Source organism: Mesorhizobium sp. M4B.F.Ca.ET.143.01.1.1, from assembly GCF_004792275.1.
Taxonomy (GTDB): Bacteria; Pseudomonadota; Alphaproteobacteria; order Rhizobiales; family Rhizobiaceae; genus Mesorhizobium; species Mesorhizobium abyssinicae.
The window spans coordinates 329,901-348,232 of sequence record NZ_SRSR01000004.1 but is presented as its reverse complement, the minus strand read 5'-3'; the positions used below and the strand labels follow the sequence as shown (position 1 = coordinate 348,232).

Annotated in this window: 22 protein-coding genes; 5 read left to right on the top strand and 17 right to left on the bottom strand. The window is 64.2% G+C overall.

The window, feature by feature from the left end; translation table 11 throughout:
• Positions 1–30: 30 nt before the first annotated feature.
• Genes EN786_RS12390 through EN786_RS37690 form a run of 3 tightly spaced genes read left to right on the top strand, consistent with a single transcriptional unit; the run spans position 31 to position 1,562 of the window.
• Positions 31–468: a hypothetical protein gene (locus tag EN786_RS12390; protein WP_135908409.1), complete on the top strand. Its 438-nt coding sequence runs from the start codon at positions 31–33 to the stop codon at positions 466–468.
• 33 nt (positions 469–501) lie between these two features.
• On the top strand, positions 502–1,401 hold the full coding sequence (locus tag EN786_RS12385) for a hypothetical protein (RefSeq protein WP_135908407.1): 900 nt from the start codon (positions 502–504) through the stop codon (positions 1,399–1,401).
• Positions 1,398–1,562 (top strand): hypothetical protein, encoded by a 165-nt coding sequence (locus tag EN786_RS37690; RefSeq protein ID WP_189524281.1) that lies wholly within the window; start codon positions 1,398–1,400, stop codon positions 1,560–1,562. The genes EN786_RS12385 and EN786_RS37690 overlap by 4 nt, the downstream gene beginning before the upstream one ends.
• Before the next feature lie 303 nt (positions 1,563–1,865).
• Here EN786_RS37690 and EN786_RS12380 read toward each other — a convergent pair whose 3' ends face one another.
• The 15 genes from EN786_RS12380 to EN786_RS12310 all read right to left on the bottom strand — a co-directional run bounded on the left by EN786_RS12380 (position 1,866) and on the right by EN786_RS12310 (position 13,800).
• A complete protein-coding gene (locus EN786_RS12380; protein ID WP_135908405.1) occupies positions 1,866–2,141 on the bottom strand; it encodes a hypothetical protein in 276 nt (91 codons plus the stop codon).
• A 2-nt stretch (positions 2,142–2,143) separates the two neighbouring features.
• Positions 2,144–2,521, bottom strand: coding sequence for a hypothetical protein (locus EN786_RS12375; RefSeq protein WP_135908403.1), 378 nt, complete (start codon positions 2,519–2,521; stop codon positions 2,144–2,146).
• 212 nt (positions 2,522–2,733) lie between these two features.
• Positions 2,734–3,024: a hypothetical protein gene (locus tag EN786_RS12370; RefSeq protein ID WP_246688728.1), complete on the bottom strand. Its 291-nt coding sequence runs from the start codon at positions 3,022–3,024 to the stop codon at positions 2,734–2,736.
• 3 nt (positions 3,025–3,027) lie between these two features.
• On the bottom strand, positions 3,028–3,405 hold the full coding sequence (locus EN786_RS12365) for a hypothetical protein (RefSeq protein ID WP_135908401.1): 378 nt from the start codon (positions 3,403–3,405) through the stop codon (positions 3,028–3,030).
• Between the two features lie 111 nt (positions 3,406–3,516).
• Positions 3,517–4,287: an SDR family oxidoreductase gene (locus tag EN786_RS12360; protein ID WP_127311638.1), complete on the bottom strand. Its 771-nt coding sequence runs from the start codon at positions 4,285–4,287 to the stop codon at positions 3,517–3,519.
• Complete coding sequence (locus EN786_RS12355; RefSeq protein ID WP_126054882.1) at positions 4,284–5,279, bottom strand: ABC transporter permease; 996 nt, start codon at positions 5,277–5,279, stop codon at positions 4,284–4,286. The genes EN786_RS12360 and EN786_RS12355 overlap by 4 nt, the downstream gene beginning before the upstream one ends.
• Positions 5,280–5,392: 113 nt before the next feature.
• A complete protein-coding gene (locus EN786_RS12350; RefSeq protein ID WP_127311335.1) occupies positions 5,393–6,433 on the bottom strand; it encodes a sugar ABC transporter substrate-binding protein in 1,041 nt (346 codons plus the stop codon).
• A gap of 39 nt (positions 6,434–6,472) precedes the next feature.
• Positions 6,473–7,237 (bottom strand): ATP-binding cassette domain-containing protein, encoded by a 765-nt coding sequence (locus tag EN786_RS12345; protein ID WP_127311334.1) that lies wholly within the window; start codon positions 7,235–7,237, stop codon positions 6,473–6,475.
• On the bottom strand, positions 7,234–8,397 hold the full coding sequence (locus EN786_RS12340) for an ROK family transcriptional regulator (protein ID WP_127311333.1): 1,164 nt from the start codon (positions 8,395–8,397) through the stop codon (positions 7,234–7,236). The genes EN786_RS12345 and EN786_RS12340 overlap by 4 nt, the downstream gene beginning before the upstream one ends.
• A gap of 153 nt (positions 8,398–8,550) precedes the next feature.
• A complete protein-coding gene (locus EN786_RS12335; protein WP_127311332.1) occupies positions 8,551–9,306 on the bottom strand; it encodes an ABC transporter permease in 756 nt (251 codons plus the stop codon).
• Complete coding sequence (locus tag EN786_RS12330) at positions 9,303–10,076, bottom strand: ABC transporter ATP-binding protein (RefSeq protein WP_127311331.1); 774 nt, start codon at positions 10,074–10,076, stop codon at positions 9,303–9,305. Before EN786_RS12330 ends, EN786_RS12335 begins: the two co-directional genes overlap by 4 nt.
• Positions 10,076–11,104 (bottom strand): ABC transporter substrate-binding protein, encoded by a 1,029-nt coding sequence (locus tag EN786_RS12325; protein WP_127284404.1) that lies wholly within the window; start codon positions 11,102–11,104, stop codon positions 10,076–10,078. Before EN786_RS12325 ends, EN786_RS12330 begins: the two co-directional genes overlap by 1 nt.
• A gap of 81 nt (positions 11,105–11,185) precedes the next feature.
• Complete coding sequence (locus EN786_RS12320) at positions 11,186–11,623, bottom strand: VOC family protein (RefSeq protein ID WP_127284401.1); 438 nt, start codon at positions 11,621–11,623, stop codon at positions 11,186–11,188.
• Position 11,624: 1 nt separating this feature from the next.
• Positions 11,625–12,368 (bottom strand): FadR/GntR family transcriptional regulator, encoded by a 744-nt coding sequence (locus EN786_RS12315; RefSeq protein WP_135908399.1) that lies wholly within the window; start codon positions 12,366–12,368, stop codon positions 11,625–11,627.
• 67 nt (positions 12,369–12,435) lie between these two features.
• Complete coding sequence (locus EN786_RS12310) at positions 12,436–13,800, bottom strand: FAD-binding oxidoreductase (RefSeq protein WP_245478481.1); 1,365 nt, start codon at positions 13,798–13,800, stop codon at positions 12,436–12,438.
• 210 nt (positions 13,801–14,010) lie between these two features.
• Between EN786_RS12310 and EN786_RS12305 the strand changes: the two genes are divergently transcribed.
• Positions 14,011–15,189, top strand: coding sequence for a M24 family metallopeptidase (locus tag EN786_RS12305; protein ID WP_127311948.1), 1,179 nt, complete (start codon positions 14,011–14,013; stop codon positions 15,187–15,189).
• Positions 15,176–16,399 (top strand): amidohydrolase, encoded by a 1,224-nt coding sequence (locus tag EN786_RS12300; protein WP_127284399.1) that lies wholly within the window; start codon positions 15,176–15,178, stop codon positions 16,397–16,399. Before EN786_RS12305 ends, EN786_RS12300 begins: the two co-directional genes overlap by 14 nt.
• On the opposite strand, the gene EN786_RS12295 is transcribed toward EN786_RS12300, so the two are convergent.
• Positions 16,396–17,673, bottom strand: coding sequence for a M23 family metallopeptidase (locus EN786_RS12295; RefSeq protein ID WP_127311876.1), 1,278 nt, complete (start codon positions 17,671–17,673; stop codon positions 16,396–16,398). The genes EN786_RS12300 and EN786_RS12295 overlap by 4 nt on opposite strands.
• A gap of 141 nt (positions 17,674–17,814) precedes the next feature.
• Positions 17,815–18,282 (bottom strand): peroxiredoxin, encoded by a 468-nt coding sequence (locus EN786_RS12290; protein ID WP_127311875.1) that lies wholly within the window; start codon positions 18,280–18,282, stop codon positions 17,815–17,817.
• Between the last annotated feature and the right edge of the window lie 50 nt (positions 18,283–18,332).

Below are 18,332 nucleotides of genomic sequence, written 5' to 3'. Positions count from 1 at the left end.
TGTTGCGGCCGGCTGGTATTGGGGCAGGCAGTGATCCTGCTCGCGACCGACTGGCTTGCCCTCGCCATCCTGCTTTGTGTCTTCGCATGGTATGCTGGCCGCTGGCTGGCCTTGGCGCTTCCTCTGGCCGTCACGGTTGCTGCCCTAGCCGTCTATGCCCCCACAGGCTCGCCGCGCGTTACGGAGCCGCCTCCGGGGCGGTATGTCGTGGTTGGTGCAGATATCGAGATTGACGTGGCCATATGGGCGCTTCTGAAGCCAGAGGCCGGGCCAGCAGTGTATTACCGTCTGCCGTACAGCTCGGGACAAGCTGGAGCCCTCCAAGAGGCCAAGGACGGCGCTGGCGAGAACGGCCAGGTCATCGCCACCGTGGGCGATGAAGGCGGCGTCCGGTATGACGGCCCGCCCCCCGGCGCTCAGGGGCTCCCGCCGAAACAGGCAGAGCAGCCAGCAGTCTCTATCCCATAGACCCTCCCGTCAACAGCATAGGGACCAAACCGCATGGGTGCTCCACCCAAGTTTTCCGATGCCGATTTGCTTCTCCATTGGGAGCAGACCGGCAATATCCGCGAGACGGCCCGACGATTGAAAGTCAAATACAACGCCGTCTACGAACGCCTCATCAAAGGCAATTTCATCCAAGCCGCCACCTTCGATCCAGGCCGTGGCGGGTTCACGTCAAGGACTATCCCCGAGGGGGTAACCCTCATAGTTCCCGATCTCCAGGCGCCCGCACATCATCCGGACGCGCTGGCCTTTCTCTGTGCGGTGCGGGACAAGTTCAAGCCCCTCAACACCGTCTGCATCGGCGACGAGGTGGATTTGAACTGGCTCTCCGACTTCGCCAAACTCCCCGAGGTCGATCAATCGCATAGCGAGTGGGCTGCCGCGCAAGCATTCATGCGAGCGTTCTATGCGGAGTTTCCCGAAGGCGTCTCATGCGTGTCGAACCACGTTGAGGGTCGCCTGGCTAAAGCCAGAACACGCGGGCGCATTCCTCCCGCCTTCCTTAGGCCGGTGGAGGATCTTCTGGACGCGCCGATCGGCTGGAGCTGGCATAGTTCCATCAGAATGGGCGACATCCTCATTCGCCACGGCCACAGGGACACAGCCGGCCTCAAGCGCGTCATCGTTGAGGAAATCCCCGCAGAACATGGGCGTCATCTCTCCCTCCTGATCGGGCATTTCCATTCGCGCATTGGCGTTGCGACCCCGGATATCAAAATCGGTGAGAAGTTCTTCTGGGGTGCGTTCACCGGCTGCCTTGTCGATCCCCGGCATCCGTTCTTCTCCTATTCCAAGGGCACCGAAAAGCTCGGGACCGTTGTCCTGGTTCATGGCCGCGTGGTGCCGGTAGCAATGTCCCTCGATGAACGCGGACGCTGGACGGGTGTTCTATGACCGACAAAATCCGCATTCGTGTCTCGACAGACGGGAAATCGCCGCAATGGGAGCTCATGGTCAACGGACACAAGGTATGCGACCTGACCTACACCGAACTGCTGGAGCACTGCCTACAGGCGACAAGCTCGCTCCGGTGGATCACGGAGCAGAAGCGGTAGACGATCTCGCCCGCGCGCTATTCGCGGCCGATGATCCCTCCGGCATCTGGGCTGCTCAGGATTATCCGATCCAGGCCCACTATCGCAGAGAGGCGCAGCGCCAAGCCCAGCAGAAGCTAACGGCTGACCGCTCCTTGCCCCGCTCTATCTGGCCTGCTGGGTGAGGGGGACGATTGCGTTTGAGCGGGAGTTGAAATGAAAACCGCCACCCGTTAAATTTGCCTCCGGGTGGCGGTTTCTTGGCGCATTGAAGCGGCCCCTATGCGAAAATAGTACCAGCAGCCTGAGTGCGTGTCTAGCGTTTCATGCTCTTCCCCCACGCTGAGAAGATGCCTTGCTGGCCCTCAGGAGATCGCGGCAGGCGGCTAACGCGCCAAATGCATCGTGGCCGGGTGGCGTGATCTCTTTGATGGCTTCGATGCAATCCTCGATGCCGCTCCTTCGCGCCTCCTCAAGGTAGGAGGCCATCGAGGTCATGACGTCATCGATATCGTGAGCCTCGATAGCCAGTAGCGGGAGGAGATAGTCGGCCAGTCGGCCAATCATCAGAACGCTAGGGTGCTGAGTCAGATCGTCCATGCTCATTCGTCTCCTATTTGCGCGGATGCACGATCTTGGAACAGCGTCCATTTCCCGCTCGGGTTCTCGGTGACTTCCTGCAGCGTTCGAAGTTCGCGCGTGACACTATCGATCATGGCGCGGTAAGCTGGTGGGAACCACTGGCATTCCGCGATGGCGTTAGGATGCGGGCGGTCCTTGAGACGGTTTTCCTCGCGGGCGGCTGCGCGAGCGTCAGAGGCGGCTTCCGCGAATGCTTCGACCATATCTTCGGTAGGCTCGCGCATGGCCTCGATGGCGGCGATAGCAAAGCCCTCGCAAATCTCGCGATAGCTTAGACTGGACGACACCCAAGGCTGCCCGCTGCTTTCGCAAATAGCCTTGGCAACGCGCTCGATCATCTCATTTTCCATCTCGCCACCTTAGCATAATTCCTTGAAAAGTCACGGTAATTTGCTACAATGAACTACTTCCATTTTGGAAGCGGTTGCCTACCACCAGCCCGCCGCCCGCCCAACCCACTGCCCCACCCTATAAACAACCCCAACCACCACCAATGGCAGTCCAATGTATTTCACCAGAAAGAAAGTGAAGCGGGCTTGAGGGTGCGAGATCATGCGGGGCGGTCCTGGCGGATGGCGGACTTCGCCATAAGCCGCTCCAGCGGCGACAGATGACCCTCCGGCACGCCTGCCTTGACTGCGGGCCTGTCGCCGTACTTCTTGCCGAAATAGGCGCGCTTTGCTTTCGGCCATACCTTCTGGCCCCACGACGTGCCGCCGTGAAACCGCCACGCCTCTGCCTGTATCAGCTTCTTCCGGTCACTAAGAGGCATATCACCCGGCAACTGAAGGTCAAGCGCCTCGATCATCCGGACGCCACGGTCTAGCCAACTGTCGGTCATTTCCTAGCTCCTTTGTACGACAAGAGGGGAACTCAGGACGGCGTCGAAGAAATTCTTGCGGACGACCGGCGGCGGAATCTCGACTGGCTCGGTGCAGTCCTTCAGGAAGGTCATAAGATGGATCTCTGCAGGGCATGACGTTTGGATCGTTTTCATCCGCGCGGCCACGTCCATCGTGTGGCCTATCTTCACGTACGTTCCCATTCTGACGAAATATACGTATCCAACTTCGTTCTCGATCATGCCTGCCGCCTGTTTTGCGAAGTGCTCTTTGGCACGCTGAACCGGGAAAACGGAACTTAGACGGAACGCCCAGCCGGAAACGACATCCTGCGAAGTGCTCTTTTCCCGGAATCGCGCGCTGTTCAATGGGGTGCCCATTGTTTACACCGAAGATGTCGGCGGTTCGAGCCCGTCATCGCCCACCATCCCAGCCATCTTCAAGCAGTCACCCTGAAGCGAGTCTCGCAGTTCGCCCACGCCCGCCAACAATCATGGCGGCAGCAGCCGAAAATCCTTGCCCTCGGGCAAGAGCTGGCCGCCGTCGACGACGATGGTCGTGCCGGTGATGTAGCTGGCGTCGTCGGAGGCCAGGAACAGGAAGGCATTGGCGACGTCGCGCGGGCTGCCCAGCCGTCCGAGCGGGATGGAGTCTTGCATGTTCTGGATATAGGCCGCGCCGCGATGCAGCTCGATCGCCTCGGTGAGGATGTTGCCGGGCTCGACGCCGTTGACGGTGATACCGTAGCCGGCGAATTCGAGCGCGGCGGCACGGATCAGCCCGTTGATTCCAGCCTTGGTCGCCGAATAATGGCCGTGGCCGGGGCTGGTCACATGCGGGCCTGTGATCGACGAGGTGAACAGCATGCGGCCAGCCCGTTGCTCTTTCATAGGCACCAGCGCGGCACGTGTGGCATTGAAGGAGCCGCGCAGGTTGACGGCCATCACCCTGTCCCAGTCCTCCGGGCTGGTGTTTTCGATCAGCTGCCAGGGATAAATGCCGGCATTCTGGACCAGGATGTCGAGTCGGCCATGCTGCTCGAGCGCCAGCGCCACGGCGGCCTCGGCCTCGGCCATTTGCGAGATATCGGTGCGGATGAAGGCGGCGCCGAACTCGCTTGCGGTGGCTTGTCCGGCCCCGGCCTCGGTGTCGGCCAGCACGAGCTTCGCGCCCTCTTCGGCGAAACGCTGCGCGATGCCCTTGCCGATGCCGCGCGCGCTGCCGACGATGAGCGCGACCCTGTCCTGCAGCCGGCCGGTCATGCCAGCCTCTGCCGGATGGTCTGCTTGAAGGCGTCGAGCAGCACCGCCGCCAGCACCAGCAGGCCGTGGATCACCTGGGTGAAATTGGCCGGCAGGCCCATCAGGTTGATCGCCGTGTTGATGGCCGACAGCAAGAGCACGCCGGCATAGACGCCGGGCAGGGTGCCGACGCCCCCCTTCAGGCTGACGCCGCCGATGACGACGGCGGCGAAGGCGTTGAACAAAAGCCCGACGCCGAGATTGGCGGTGGCGCCGGAGGTGCGGATGGCCAGCAGCCAGCCGGCGAGACCGGCGATGGCGCCGGCAAGCACGAAGGCGATGATCAAATTGCGGTTGACGCGGATGCCGGCGCGGAAGGTCGCCGTCTCGTTGCCGCCGATCATCACCAGATGCCGGCCGAACGGCGTCTTGGCCATGATCAGCGAGAAGACGACGAAACAGGCGATGGCGATCCAGGCGGTGAGCGGCAGGCCGATCAGCCGCTGGATGCCGAACCAGCGGATCGCCGGCGCCAGGTCCTGCGCCGAGCGGCCGCCGGAAACGACGAGCACCAGGCCGCGCACCCAGATGTAGGAGGCCAGCGTGATGATGAAGGCGCTCATCTTCAGCCTGACGATCAGGAAGCCGTTGAAGACGCCGATGATGCCGCCGACGAGGACGGCGAGCAGCAGCGAAACCGGGACCATCAGCCATTGCGGGTGCAGTTGCACGCCGAGGCCGATGCCCGACGAGCAGAACAGGATGCCGACCGCCATGGCGCTGAGCGCGGCGACCGATTCGACCGACAGGTCCATGTGGCCGGCGATGATGACCAGCGCCAGGCCGATCGACATCACGCCCAGCACGCTGGAGGCCTCGATGATGTTGGCGAAGATGCCGAGCTGGAAGTAGTTCGGAATGAGCAGGGAAAACACCACCAGCACGAAGACCAGCATGAACCAGACGAGATTGTCGAGAATGAGCTCGAGAGCATGGCGGGTGCGGGGGTTCATGAGCTGATCCGGTTGGCGCGGGTGTTTGACAATGTTGCGGCTTCGCGCGTTTCGACGCGCGCGGCGCTTTTGAGGGGCGCTCCGGGCCGGGTAGCCCGGAGCGGTCCTCGTGGTTACTCGACCGGTTTTACGGTTTCGGTCGGCGGCTTCTGGTTGCCCCAGAAGGCCGGATTGTCGACGTTCTCCTTGGTGATGGCGGCGCCGGGGATCTTGATGTTCGGGCCCCAGGCTTCCTTGGTCACCGTCGACTTCAGGCCAAGCACCTCATATTCGCCGGGCTTGATCTCTTCCTTTTTGACGATCTTGTCCATGAACATGGCGACGGCCGCGGCCTGGGCGTAGAGCGGCTGTTCGACTTCGACGTTGAGCCAGCCCTTGCGGATCAGGTCGAGACCGACCGGTGCGCCGTTCGAGCTCATCATCATAACGTCGCCGGGCTTCTTGCCGGCAGCCTCGAGCGAGGCGACGCCGGCGACCGAGAGATGCGCGGCATGGCTGAAGATCAGGTCGATGTCGGGATTGGCGAGCATCTGGTCGGCGACGATGGTGCCGGCGTTGCTCGCTTCCCACTGCATGGCCGGAAGCGAGATGATCTTGACGTCCGGGAACGCCTTCATCTTCTCCTCGAACCCCTTCTGGATGTCGAGCGTGTAGGGATCGCCGGGATCGCCGAGCACCTGCAGGATCTTGCCCTTCACCGCCCCGTTCTTCGCTTTCAGGAGCTTCTCGGCCTGGTCGGCGGCGACGTAGCCGATCTCGACCGTGCCGGCGACCGAGGTGAAGTCGGACGGGGTGGAGGTGATCTGGCGGTCGAATTCTACTACCGGAATGCCGGCGGCGCGGGCCGCTTCGACGGACGGTTTCAGCGCGTTGAAATCGACCGCCGCAAGGACGATCGCGGCGGGCTTCAGCGCGATGACGTCGTTCATCTGCGATTGCTGGCCGTCGGTCTTGTTGTCGGCGTTCAGCGATTTGAAGTCGTAGCCGACCTGCTTCAGGAACAGTTCCAGCGCGGTCACCGAACCGGTCTGGAACTCATCGAGCAATGTCGGCACCAGATAATAGACGGTGCCCTTGGACTGGGCGAATGCCGGCGTGAGCGTGGCAATAGCCAGTGCCAGGAAACCGAAGACGGAAAGAAGTATTCTCTTCATGTCGTTCGCTCCTCTTGCGCCGGACCCCTCATTTGTCCCTCAGCTTGCCGGTCCGGCACCGGCCAGCGTCTCTCCGGTGATCATGTTGATCACCGCGTCGGGACTTGTCTTGCTGCGTGCGACATCGCCCGCCACGACGCCTTGCCGGATCACCACGATCCGGTCGGCGACCTGGAAGGCCTGCTGCATGATATGAGTGATGATGACGACGCCGATGCCCTGGTTCGCTACCTGGCGGATCATGTCGAGGCCGCGTCGCGTCTGCTCGACGCCAAGCGCCGCGAACGGCTCGTCGAGCAGCACCAGCTTGCCGCCCCAGTGCACGAAGCGGTTGAGCTCTATCGCTTGCCGCTGGCCGCCCGAAAGATGCTCGACATTGGTGCGCAGCGACGGGATGCGGGTGCCGGCATTGGCGAGCGCCTTGGCGACCACGTCTTCCATGGCGCGCTCATCGAGCACGGGGACGCCGAGCACTTTGCGGGTGATCTCGCGGCCCATGAAGAAATTCGCCACCACGTCGACATTGGTGCACAGCGACAGGTCCTGGTAGACGGTCTCGATACCGGCCGCCTTGGCCTCGGCAGGCGATCTGGCCAGGAACTCCGTGCCTTCGAACAGCATGCGGCCGGAGGTCGGCTCCAGCCCGCCGGCGATGATCTTGACCAGCGTCGACTTGCCGGCGCCGTTGTCGCCCAGCAGCGCCACGACCTCGCCGCGTCCGATCGAAAAGCTGATGCCCTTCAGCGCCTGGATGGCGCCGTAGTTCTTGGTGACGTTGTCGAGGACCAGCAGGGGTTCGCTCATGCCGCGATGTCTCCGCCTTTCAGGAGGTCGCCGCCGCGCTGCCGCTTGGCGGTGAAGATCTGGCCGAAGCGCGGCGAGAGCACCCCGGAAACGGCAAGTGCCGCCGCGCCGCGCAGCACTGCATGCTGGCCGCCGCGGGCGACGACGATGCGCGGCGTGACGCGGTCCTTGCGGGCCGAGACCGAATTGGGCAGCTCCGCCGCCCCCGCCAGGCGCTCGAGCAGCGCCGGCGGTGCCAGCCCGCCGAGCACCACCGTCTCGGGGTCGAACAGGTTCTCGATGATGGTGATGGCGTTGCGGAAAACCGGGCCGACCTCGGCCACCCAGGCGTCGTCGCTGCCGTGCCAGCGTCCGCGCGCCTCGAGCGAGAGGTAGCGCTCCAGGCAACCCCGGTTGCCGCATGGGCAAGGTTCGCCGCCGAACACGACCGGGATGTGGCCGATCTCGCCGGCATTGCCCCAGGCGCCGCGCAGCACGCTGCCATCATGCACCATGGCGCCGCCGAGGCCGACGCCGAAATAAAGGTAGTAATAATCCGAATATCCGGTGCCGAGGCCGTAGAGGCGCTCGCCCATGGCCGCGGCCGCCATGTCGGTCTCGAAGAAGGCCGGCAAACCCGTGGCCGTCGTCAGCCGCTCGCGCAGCGCCACATCCTTCCAGCCGGTCATGGTCGTCGGGCCGATGAAGCTCATGGACTCGACGCCGAACGGGCCGGGCAGCGCCATGCCGACGCCAAGCACGCGTCCGCCCGCGCGCCGTCCGGCCAGGTCGCGGACCATGGCGCCGATCTGGTCGAACGCGTGGTCGGGCGTCACGTTGGGCGCCTCGCTGTGCATGCTTTCGATGATGTCGCCGCTGAGGTTGATCAGCGCCGCGTCGATGCCGAGCGGGGTGAGGTGGATCCCCACGGCGTAGCCCCCTTCGGGATTGATCCTGAGCGTCGCCGGCGGCAGGCCGCGGCCTTTAGGCTCTTCACGCAGCGACAGGATGTAGCCTTGTTCCTCCAGTTCGCGCACGATGGTCGACACGGTCTGCACGGTGAGGCCGACGCCCCTGGCGATATCGCCGCGCGCGATCGGCCCGTTAAGGCGGATGGACTCCAGCACGATGCGCCGGTTGTAGGGCCGGCCGAACTCCTGATTTGTCCCCCGCAATGCCATGCCTTGCGCTCCCGAAGAGAGCAGAGCTTCGCACCGAAGATTTATTCAGTCAAATGGAATTCAAAAATATTTTAGTGTTGGGGACGGCTCCTGCCGGCGGAGACTGCGAGGGTCCGCGCCGGCGGCGTGAGCAGAGCGAAATGAAAAGCAATTTCAGTATTTTATGATGCGACGCTCCATCGCCACAACCAGGATGAACAGGGCGATCGACAACGACGACGACAGCACGATCGCCGCATAGAGCCGGTCGGACTGGTAGTTGAAGCTCGCCTGGATGATCAGCGCGCCGAGCCCTTTGTCCGAGCCGATCCATTCGCCGACGATGGCGCCGATGACGGCGGTGGCGGAGGCAATCCTGAGCGAGGAGAACAGCATCGGCAGCGCGCGCGGCAGGCGCAGGCTCCAGAAAATCTCCGAGCGCGTCGCCGATAGAACCCTGAACAGCTCGTGCTCGCTGCTGCTGGCTGAATCGAGTCCGCGGATCATGTTGACCAGCGTCGGGAAGAAGCAGATCACCGCGGCGATGACGATCTTCGGCGTCATGCCGAGCCCGAAGATCAGGATGATGATCGGCGACAGCGCCAGGATCGGGATGGTGTTGAAGAACAGCACGATCGGGAAGTAAGCGGCCTGCAGCACGCGGCTGTGCACGAACAGCACGGCGAGCATCACGGCGGCGAGGTTGCCGATGACGAAGCCGGCCAGGGCCTCGATCAGCGTCGGCCAGAGATTGCCGAGCAGCAATGCAAAGCTCTTCTGGAACACGCCGAATATCGCCGTCGGCGTCGGCACGATATAGGCCGGCACGCCGAGCCACGGCAGCAGGAACTGCCAGGTGAACAGGATGGAGGCCGCGCCAAGGATGGGCAGCGCGATCGCCAGCGCCGGCGGCAAGGGTGCCTGTCTCATGACGCGCGCTCCAGCGCCGCGCGCAGTTCCGCCATGGCAGCGATGACAGCCGGACCTTCGCGCGAGCAGCGGTTGCCGTCCTGCTTGAACGGCCGCATGTCGAGATCCTTGATCAGCCGTCCCGGATTGGCGGCAAGCACGATGACCCGCTCGCCGAGATAGGCGGCTTCGGCGATCGAATGGGTGACGAAGAGGATGGTCGTGCCGGTGCGCCGCCACAGCGCCAGCAATTCGTCGTTGAGGCGGTCGCGTGTGATCTCGTCCAGCGCGCCGAAGGGCTCGTCCATCAACAGCAGCCTGGGCTCGCCGAGCAGTGCGCGGGCGATCGCCACGCGCTGACGCTGGCCACCCGACAATTGGTGCGGCAGGCGCTCGCCGAAGCCGGCAAGCCCCATCAGTGCCAGCAATTCCTCGCTGCGGTCCTCGATCTTGCGCGTCAGGCTGCCTTGCCCGACTGCAAGCGGCAAACGCACATTGTCGCGCACCGTGCGCCAGGGCAGCAGCGTCGAATCCTGGAAGACGAAACCGACATCGCGGCGCGAGCGCACCGCATGCGGCGTGTCGCCAAGCACGCTGATCGTGCCGCCGAGCGGGTCGAGCAGGTCGGCGACCACGCGCAGCAGGGTCGACTTGCCGCATCCCGACGGGCCGAGGATCGACAGGAAGGAGCCGGCCGCGACCGTGAGGTCGAGGCCGGCGAGCACTTTCACCGCCGTCTGCCGGACGCCATAGCCGACATCCAGTCGGCTTGCCTCGATCGCGTTCGCCATCAGGCGGCGGGCGCGTCGAGCTTGGGCCGGTCGGCGGCCGACAGTTCGAGGATCTTGGTGGTGTAGACATCCGCGGCCGCCGGCCGGCCGTTCGGGTACTGGCCGACCTTGTCGAGCAGCGCCAGCTGCTCCTCGATGGAGGCAGGGTCGAACGTGCCCCAGCCGTCCTTGGCGGTGGCGCCGTCGAAGGAAAGCTTGAGAACGAGGTTGATCGTCTTTTCCTCCCAGCCGAGATCCATCTCCGGATAGGCGGCGACCATCTTCTTCACCGCGTCCTGCGGGTTGGCATGCACCCAGCCCCAACCCTTGGCGACGGCGCCGATGAACTTCGCCAGCGTGTCTGCATTCTCCTCGATCGCCTTGTCGGTGGCGAAATAGACATCGGCGTAGGAACTAAGCCCGAGATCGCGCACGAGGAGGTCGATGCGGTCGTCGCCGACGACGCTCAGCGCCTGCGTGTTGGTGATCCAGCCGCCGATGGCGTCGACATCGCCGCGCACCAGCGGCGCCTTGTCGAAGCCGACATTGACGATGGTGACTTCCGACGGATCGATGCCGTTCTTGGCCAGGATCTCGTCGATGACGAACCGCGCCGTCGGCTGGATGCCGATCTTCTTGCCTTTGAGGTCGGCAACGCCGCGGATCGGCTTCGCCGGCTTCGAGGTGAAGGCATAGGGGCCGGTGCGGAAGCCGCAGGCGATGATCTTCACCGGCACACCGCTGGCGCGCGCCGCGTAGAGCTGCGGCGTTTCCGAGAACTGGCCGAGCTGGGCGGCGCCCGAGACCACCGGCGGCACGGTCGCTGCGTTCGGTCCGCCGGGGCTGAACTCGACCTCCAGTCCGGCGGCCTTGAAATAGCCGTTGGCGACGGCGGCGATATCGCCGATCTGGCCGTTGGACATCAGCCAGTCATACTGGATGACGACCTTGCCGGCCGCTTTGGCGCCTGGCGTCAGCACCAGCTGCATGCCGGCGGACGCGGCGGCGACGGCGGCGATGCCGGATTTCACGAAGCTGCGGCGGTTCATGTCGAAATGCCTGTTCCCACTCATTTTTCGCTCCTGTTGCAAGAGGTTTCTTCATTGCGCGCCGCTCCCACGGCGCGCCGTCTACGGCTGTTCGTCGTGGTAGTCGCCGGGGCCGCCGTCGAGCCAGGCGTATAATTCCCAAAGCGTGTCGTCGGGATCGGTGAAGTAGGCGCAGCGTGCGTTCCAGACATAGTCTTGCGGCGGACCATAGAAGGGCACGCCCTTGGCGCTCAGCTCGCTATGCAGCCGGTCGATCTCGCCGGGGCTGTCGAGCCGCACCGCCACGCAGACCTTGTGCGCCTGGCGCGGCGATCTCAGCTTGGACACGCCGGTATGCCGGTTGATGTGGTCGATCTCCCAGGCGGCAAGCGTCACGCCCTCGCCATGGAAGTCGGCAAAACCCTCGGCGCGGCGGCGCAGCCGGAAGCCGAGCTTCTCGACATAGAACGCCACCGTGCGCTCGATGTCCTCGACGAGCAGGCAGACATCCGAAATCGCGTTTGTGTCCCCGATCGGCATTTTACTTTCCCTTGCCGGACTGTTTGCGCCGCGCTGCCGGCAGCTTGACGCCGACGCGCTCCGCCGCGCCGATGATGTGGGCGCGCATCGCTGCCTCGGCGGCGCTGGGATCGCCGGCGACCAGCGCCTCGTAGATGCGCACATGTTCGCCGACATTGACCTCGACCAGATCGTGCAGCGGGTTGGTCAGGCGGGCGTAGTGGATCGAGCGGCGGATCTGTTCGCAGACGAAGGAGATGAAGGTGTGGATGTAGCTGTTGCCGGTGGCGCGCGCGATCTCGCGGTGGAACAAAAGGTCCGCATCGATGCTGCCTTCCTCCCAGCGCTCCTCGCCGCTCATGCGGTCGAGCGTTGCCTTGATGGCGTCGAGGTGCTCCTGTCCGCGCCGCTCGGCGGCAAGTGCCGCGGATTCGGCCTCGAGGATGCAGCGCAGCTCGAAAAGCCGCTCCATGTTCTCGCTGTCCTTCAGCGCCTCGCCGTCGATGCGGATCGAGGCGCGCTGCTCCGGCGCCAGCACGAAGGCGCCGACACCTTGCCGGGCCTCGATCATGCCGTCGGCACGAAGCTGGGCGATCGCCTCGCGCACCACGTTGCGGCTGACGCCGAACTTTTCCGAAAGCTCCTGTTCGGTCGGCAGCCGTGTGCCGGGGTTGAGCTCGCCCGATTCGATCTCGCGGCTGAGGAAGGCAGCGACGCGGTGCGGCAGCGTTTCGACGGTGCCGATGGCGGCCAGTCTTTGCTTCATGGAACGGTCTCCGTTGGCGGCAGCAGGCAGCCGGGGTTCATCAGGCCCTCAGGGTCGAGCGCCTGTTTCAGCGTGGTGACGAGGCGGCGATGGGCGGGCGCAGCCCGGCCCAGAAGGCGCGATGGCGGCTGCGGCCGATGCCGTGCTCGGCGCTGATCGAGCCGCCAAGCGAATTGGCGATGCGGTAGAGTCCGGCGGTGATGTCGGCGCCCCGGTTGCGCGCCTCGACTACCGTCAGGCCTTCCGGCGGCAGGACGTTGAAATGAATGTTGCCGTCGCCGGCATGGCCGTAGGCCTGCGGCAGCCAGCCGGGATGCTCCAGCGCCACGAAGTGGCGCGCCTGGTCGACGAGCGCAGGAATGTCCGAGATCCGCACCGAAAGGTCGGTGCGCACATGGTAGCCGCGCTTTGCCTGGCCCTCGACCAGCCCCTCGCGGATCGCCCAGAATGCCTTGGCGTGGCCATCGCTGTCGGCAAGCAGGGCTTCTGCGACCAGGCCGCTCTCCATGGCGCCGGCGAGGAAATCGACCAGCAAGGCACGCAGGTCGACAGCGGCACTGGCGGAAAGCTCCATCAGCACATGAACCGGAGCCTCGACAGGCGATGCGAGATCGGCGTCGACCAGGCGCGCGAGATCGATGCATTCCTGGCCGATGATCTCGAAGGCCGAGATCAGGTCGGCGGTGGCCCGGCGCGCTTGCCGGAACAGCGCGACGGCCGCTTCGAAGGAGGCAAGGCCGAGATAGGCGGTCTCGATGCGGGCCGGCCTCGGAAACAGTTTCAGCTCGACGCCGGTGATGATGCCGAGCGTGCCCTCCGAGCCGATGAAAAGCTGCTTCAGGTCATAGCCGCGATTGTCCTTGCGCAGGCCGCAGAAGCCGTCCCACAGTTCGCCGTCGGGCAGCACCACTTCAAGGCCGAGGATGAGGTCACGCGCCATGCCGTAGCGCAAGACGTTGACGCCGCCGGCATTGCTCGCCGCATTGCCGCCGATCTGGCAGCTACCCTGGGCGCCGAGCGCCAACGGAAACAGGCAGTCATGCGCCTCGCTGACGTCTTTGATCGCCTGCAGGACGCAGCCGGCATCGGCCTGTAGGATGAAGTTGTCGGCGTCGACGAGGCGGATGCGGTTCAGCCGCTCCAGGCTGATCACCACAGCGCCCCGCGCCTCGATGTCGATCGCGCCTGCCACCAGTCCGGTGTTGCCGCCTTGCGGGATGATGCCGAGCCCAAGCGCGCCGCACAACCGCACCACGGCCTGGACCTCGGCGACCGAAGCCGGCTTCAGCACGGCAAGTGCGCCGCCGCGATGATCGCCCGACCAGTCGCCGAGATATTTAGCCATGTCGGAGCCGGAGATGGCGACGCCGCTCTGCCCGACAGCGCTCTCCATGGCGCTGAGGATTTCCGGCGAGAGGCGGTGAACGGTCATGAGCGGTAATGTCTGGATATCGGGTGATACATATCATCCTACAACTTAACCCGAGTCAACGACCTTCCGGGCGCGGCCGGAAATTACCGGGCATATCGGTCCAGGCCCTGTCCACGCGCCGGCTTGGCCGATTGCCGCTAGGTCACAACCATTTCAAGGGTAGGCTGCGGCACGCCCGCGACTGTTGATCGAGCAAGGCATGGGGAAAAGATGATCGAACTGCCATTCAAGCGCGACGAATACCAGCAGCGGCTTCGCAAGATCCGCGCCGAGATGGCAAGGCGCGGCGTGGAGCTTCTGATCGTCAACGATGTGGCCAACCAGCACTACATCACCGGCTATGACGGCTGGTCGTTCTACACGCCGCAAATGGTGCTGGTTCCGATCGAGGAGATCGAGCCGGTCTGGATCGGCCGCGCCATGGATGCCGCCGGCGGCCTGCTCACCGCCTGGATGAAGCCCGAGAACGTTGTCGGCTTCCCGGAGGACCATGTCCAGCGCGCCGATCGGCATCCCATGGACTGGATAGCAGGCTGGATCGTCGCCAAGGGCTGGGGCAATCGTCACATCGGCATCGAGCTCGAAGCCTATTACTTTTCGCCGAAAGCGCATGCCCGGCTCGTCGCCGGACTGCCCAATGCCAGATGGCATGACGCCGATCTCCTGGTGAACTGGATCCGCGCCGTCAAATCGGCGCCCGAGATCGATTACTTGCGCAAGGCATCGAGACTGGCCGAGGCGGCGGTCGCGCGGGCCTACGAGGTCATCGCGCCAGACGTTCGCGAATGCGACGCGATCGCCGCCATCCAGGCGGCGCAGATCGCCGGCAGCCCGGACTTCGCCGGCGACATCACCGCTCTTCCTCCAACCATCCTCGGCGGCGAGAACGCTTCGGCTCCGCACATCATGTGGAGCGACAGGCGGTTCGGCGAAGACGAGACGATCGCGCTCGAACTCGCCGGGGTCTGCCGTCGCTATGCTGCCGGGCTCGCAAGAACCCTGCAGCTCGGCAAGACGCCGACAAATGTCGCGGACACGGCAAAGGCGGTGATCGAGGGCATGGACGCGGTGCTCGAGGCGGCGAGGCCCGGAACCACCGCCGAAGCGGTGGAAGCCGCCTGGCGCAAGGTCATTCAACGCTACGGACTGAAGAAGGAATCGCGCATCGGCTATTCCATCGGCGTCGCCTATCCGCCGGATTGGGGCGAACACACGATCAGCCTGAGGCCCGGCGACAAGACGGTGCTTCAACCCGGCAACGTCGTTCATTCCATTCTCGGTATGTGGATGGATGGCTGGGGCATCGAGATCAGCGAGACCATCCTGATAACCGAAACCGGCAACGAGACCCTGACCAGGTTCCCGCGAGAAATCCATGTCAAACCCTGAGGATAGCGCGATTGCCGCCCCGATCAGCATCGACGGCGGAATTCTCGACCGGATGATCGAGGTTCGCCGGCATTTGCATCGCCATCCGGAGCTTTCGAACCGCGAAGCGGCAACGCAAAGTTATTTGCGGGAGATGCTCGCCGGGCAGGGGATCGAGAATATCCGCGCCGTCGCCGGCTACGGTCTTGCCGTCGATATTGTCGGTACCGGCCGGCCGTCGAACCGCAAAATCGCCATTCGTGCCGATATCGATGCCTTGCCGATCGAGGAGGAGTCCGGCGTCGACTTCGCGTCGGTCAATCCCGGCGTAATGCATGCCTGCGGTCACGATGCCCATGCCGCGATGGGGTTTGCGGTGGCCGCCCATCTGCATCGGACGCGCGACAGTTTCGGCGGCACCGTCCGCCTGATCTTCCAGCCGGCCGAGGAGGACGAGCCGTCGGGCGGCAAACGAGTGGTGGCGGAAGGGCATCTCGACGACATCGATGCCGCGCTCTGCGTCCACGTCGATCCTTATACGCCGTCGGGCAAGGTCGCCGTCGGTTCTGGTCCCTACACGCTGGCCTGCGACACGTTCGATGTCCTGGTTACGGGATCGGCCGCGCATGCGGCAAAACCCTATGAAGGCATCGATGCGTTGACTGTCGCCTGCTCCATGGTGAGCGAACTGCAGAAGATCGTCTCGCGCGAGACCAATCCTTTCGATCCGCTGGTCATTTCGGTGACCGCCATCAATGGCGGCAACGCCTACAATGTCACGGCCGGCAAAGTCGCTTTGAAAGGCACCATCCGCAGCGGCAATGACGCTACTCGCGAGCGCGCCTGGCGCCGGGTTCGCGAGGTGCTGGAGGGTGTCGCGGCCAGCCACGGCGCGAAGGTGAAGCTCGACATCCATCGCGGCGAGCCCGGAGTCGTCAACGATGCCGAGATGGCCGAACTGATCCTTGCCGGCGCCAAGGCCAGCATCGGCGCGGAGAATGCGCTGAACATGCCTGGGTGGAGCATTGCCGACGATTTTGCCTATTACAGCGAGAGAATTCCGTCGGTCTATTTCCGGCTCGGCATCCGCAACGAGGACGTCGGATCGGTCTTTCCGCTCCACCATGCCAGGTTTCGCGTCGATGAGGCGGCCCTGAAGGTCGGTGCGCTCACACTGGTTTCGGCAGCAACGATGTTTCTGTCGGCACAAGGAGGATCGGCGGACGGCTAAAGATACTGCGCGACCTTCTTGCCGACGGTCAGGAAGCGCAGCGGGTCGACCGCATCGCCATTGTGGCGCACTTCGTAGTGGAGATGCGGGCCGGTCGAACGGCCGCTGCTGCCGGTCTTGCCGATAATATCGCCGGCCGCGAGCTTCTGGCCGACCGTCACGTCGATCTCGCTCAAGTGCCCGTAGCGCGTGGCGAAGCCATTGCCATGGTCGACCTCGACCATGCGGCCATAGCCGCCGTTCCAGCCGGCCTTGGTGACGACGCCGGGCGCTGTGACCTTGGCGGGCATGCCCATCGGCGCCCTGAAATCCATGCCCGAATGCAAGGCCGCGGTGCCGAGGATCGGGTCGGTGCGCACGCCGAACGGGCTGGTGACCGAATGACCGGGGGCGGGGTTGGCGAGCGGCAGCCGCCGCGCTTCCTTCTTCAAATGGTCGAGCGCATCCAGCGCCTCGTCCAGTTCCTTGACCTTGCTGTCGAACATCGTCGATGCGTTGAGCGGGATCAGCGGGCCGCCGACATCGCTGTCCTTGCCGAAATCGCTGTCGACCGGCAGGCCGGCGGCCGCGAGCGCCTGGGTGATGGCGTCGGCGTTCTTGTAGGCATTGTCGGCGAGCGTGGTGACGCGGCTGAGTTGCTCGCTCTCGATTGCCTTGAGCGACTGGTTGATCGACACGAACAGCCTGTCGGCGCGGTCGGCGGCCGAATCGCTGGGCAGCGGATCGGAGCGTGTCGACCACAATGAGAACGGTCTTGTGTCGCCGGCACCGAGGCTGGCGATCGAATAGGTTGACTGGGCGCCGATCACCTCGGCGCGCTCATCCGGCTTGGCCGCCGCGGCGCCATCGGCGGCGGACGCGGCCCCGACTTCGCTTTCAGCGCGCTCCAGGATCGGGCCAAGGCGGCCGTGACGCTGGCTGAGCTGGGTCTGGCGCTCCAGAAGCTCGCTCACCTTGGTTTCCATCAGCTGCTGGTCGAGGAGCTGGCGGCTGGTGATGCGGTCGACTTGGGCGCGAAGCGCCGATATGCGGTCCTCGTAGGCCTGTTGCATGCGCGCCTGCCGGGCCGTCGTCGCTCCGATCAGGTCGTCACGCAGCACTAGGTAGGAGGTGGCGAGCAGGTAGCCGATGACGATAGCCGCCAGCGCGGAGCCGAGAAAAGCAGCAAGCCACGGGCGGATGGTGAAGTGCCTGATTTCATTGCCCCGGGCGATGATGACCGTATGGGGCTCCTTGCGTTTACCGAAGACCGCAGACTGACCGGTTGGGTTCACGGGACCAAGCTTTCGTTGTGACGCCACGAAGAGCCTGATTACACATTATTAGGGTTAATAAAGCTTTGCCGGGCCGAATGCGCCGGTAACCAATGCCCGCAGAGCGGGTATCAGGTTGCGGCGAAGATCGTCGAGCAGGCCTCAGAGCGCGCGCACGGCCTCCAGCACCGCTTCGGCATGGCCCTTGACGCGGACCTGCCGCCAGATCCTGGCGATGCGCCCGTCCTTGCGGATCAGAAACGTCGCCCGCTCGACGCCCATATATTTGCGGCCATACATCGTCTTCTCGACCCACAGACGGTAGGCCTCGATCGCCTTGCGCTCCTCGTCGGCGACCAGATCGACGGTAAGGTCATATTTCTGCTTGAATTTGTCGTGCTTTTTGATGCTGTCGGGGGACAGCCCTATGACCACGGCGCCGGCCTTCTCGAAGTCCGGCTTCAATTGCGAAAAGCTGATCGCCTCATTGGTGCAGCTCGTGGTGTCGTCCTGCGGATAGAAATAAAGTACAACAGGCTTTCCCAGCAATGCGGCGAGGCTGAGCGACCCGCCACCGTCGCGTGGAAGATCGAATTGCGGCGCAAGATCGCCTACGTCGAGATCGGCCATGTCGCTGCCCTTGTTTGAGGTTACGCGCGAAGCCGCATCGATATAGTGTC

Bases quoted from the DNA above. Each gene is read 5' to 3' on its own strand.
- EN786_RS12385 (WP_135908407.1), top strand. From the start codon at position 502: ATGGGTGCTCCACCCAAGTTTTCCGATGCCGATTTGCTTCTCCATTGG.
- EN786_RS37690 (WP_189524281.1), top strand. From the start codon at position 1,398: ATGACCGACAAAATCCGCATTCGTGTCTCGACAGACGGGAAATCGCCG.
- EN786_RS12380 (WP_135908405.1), bottom strand. From the start codon at position 2,141: ATGGACGATCTGACTCAGCACCCTAGCGTTCTGATGATTGGCCGACTG.
- EN786_RS12375 (WP_135908403.1), bottom strand. From the start codon at position 2,521: ATGATCGAGCGCGTTGCCAAGGCTATTTGCGAAAGCAGCGGGCAGCCT.
- EN786_RS12370 (WP_246688728.1), bottom strand. From the start codon at position 3,024: ATGACCGACAGTTGGCTAGACCGTGGCGTCCGGATGATCGAGGCGCTT.
- EN786_RS12365 (WP_135908401.1), bottom strand. From the start codon at position 3,405: ATGGGCACCCCATTGAACAGCGCGCGATTCCGGGAAAAGAGCACTTCG.
- EN786_RS12360 (WP_127311638.1), bottom strand. From the start codon at position 4,287: ATGACCGGCCGGCTGCAGGACAGGGTCGCGCTCATCGTCGGCAGCGCG.
- EN786_RS12355 (WP_126054882.1), bottom strand. From the start codon at position 5,279: ATGAACCCCCGCACCCGCCATGCTCTCGAGCTCATTCTCGACAATCTC.
- EN786_RS12350 (WP_127311335.1), bottom strand. From the start codon at position 6,433: ATGAAGAGAATACTTCTTTCCGTCTTCGGTTTCCTGGCACTGGCTATT.
- EN786_RS12345 (WP_127311334.1), bottom strand. From the start codon at position 7,237: ATGAGCGAACCCCTGCTGGTCCTCGACAACGTCACCAAGAACTACGGC.
- EN786_RS12340 (WP_127311333.1), bottom strand. From the start codon at position 8,397: ATGGCATTGCGGGGGACAAATCAGGAGTTCGGCCGGCCCTACAACCGG.
- EN786_RS12335 (WP_127311332.1), bottom strand. From the start codon at position 9,306: ATGAGACAGGCACCCTTGCCGCCGGCGCTGGCGATCGCGCTGCCCATC.
- EN786_RS12330 (WP_127311331.1), bottom strand. From the start codon at position 10,076: ATGGCGAACGCGATCGAGGCAAGCCGACTGGATGTCGGCTATGGCGTC.
- EN786_RS12325 (WP_127284404.1), bottom strand. From the start codon at position 11,104: ATGAACCGCCGCAGCTTCGTGAAATCCGGCATCGCCGCCGTCGCCGCC.
- EN786_RS12320 (WP_127284401.1), bottom strand. From the start codon at position 11,623: ATGCCGATCGGGGACACAAACGCGATTTCGGATGTCTGCCTGCTCGTC.
- EN786_RS12315 (WP_135908399.1), bottom strand. From the start codon at position 12,368: ATGAAGCAAAGACTGGCCGCCATCGGCACCGTCGAAACGCTGCCGCAC.
- EN786_RS12310 (WP_245478481.1), bottom strand. From the start codon at position 13,800: ATGACCGTTCACCGCCTCTCGCCGGAAATCCTCAGCGCCATGGAGAGC.
- EN786_RS12305 (WP_127311948.1), top strand. From the start codon at position 14,011: ATGATCGAACTGCCATTCAAGCGCGACGAATACCAGCAGCGGCTTCGC.
- EN786_RS12300 (WP_127284399.1), top strand. From the start codon at position 15,176: ATGTCAAACCCTGAGGATAGCGCGATTGCCGCCCCGATCAGCATCGAC.
- EN786_RS12290 (WP_127311875.1), bottom strand. From the start codon at position 18,282: ATGGCCGATCTCGACGTAGGCGATCTTGCGCCGCAATTCGATCTTCCA.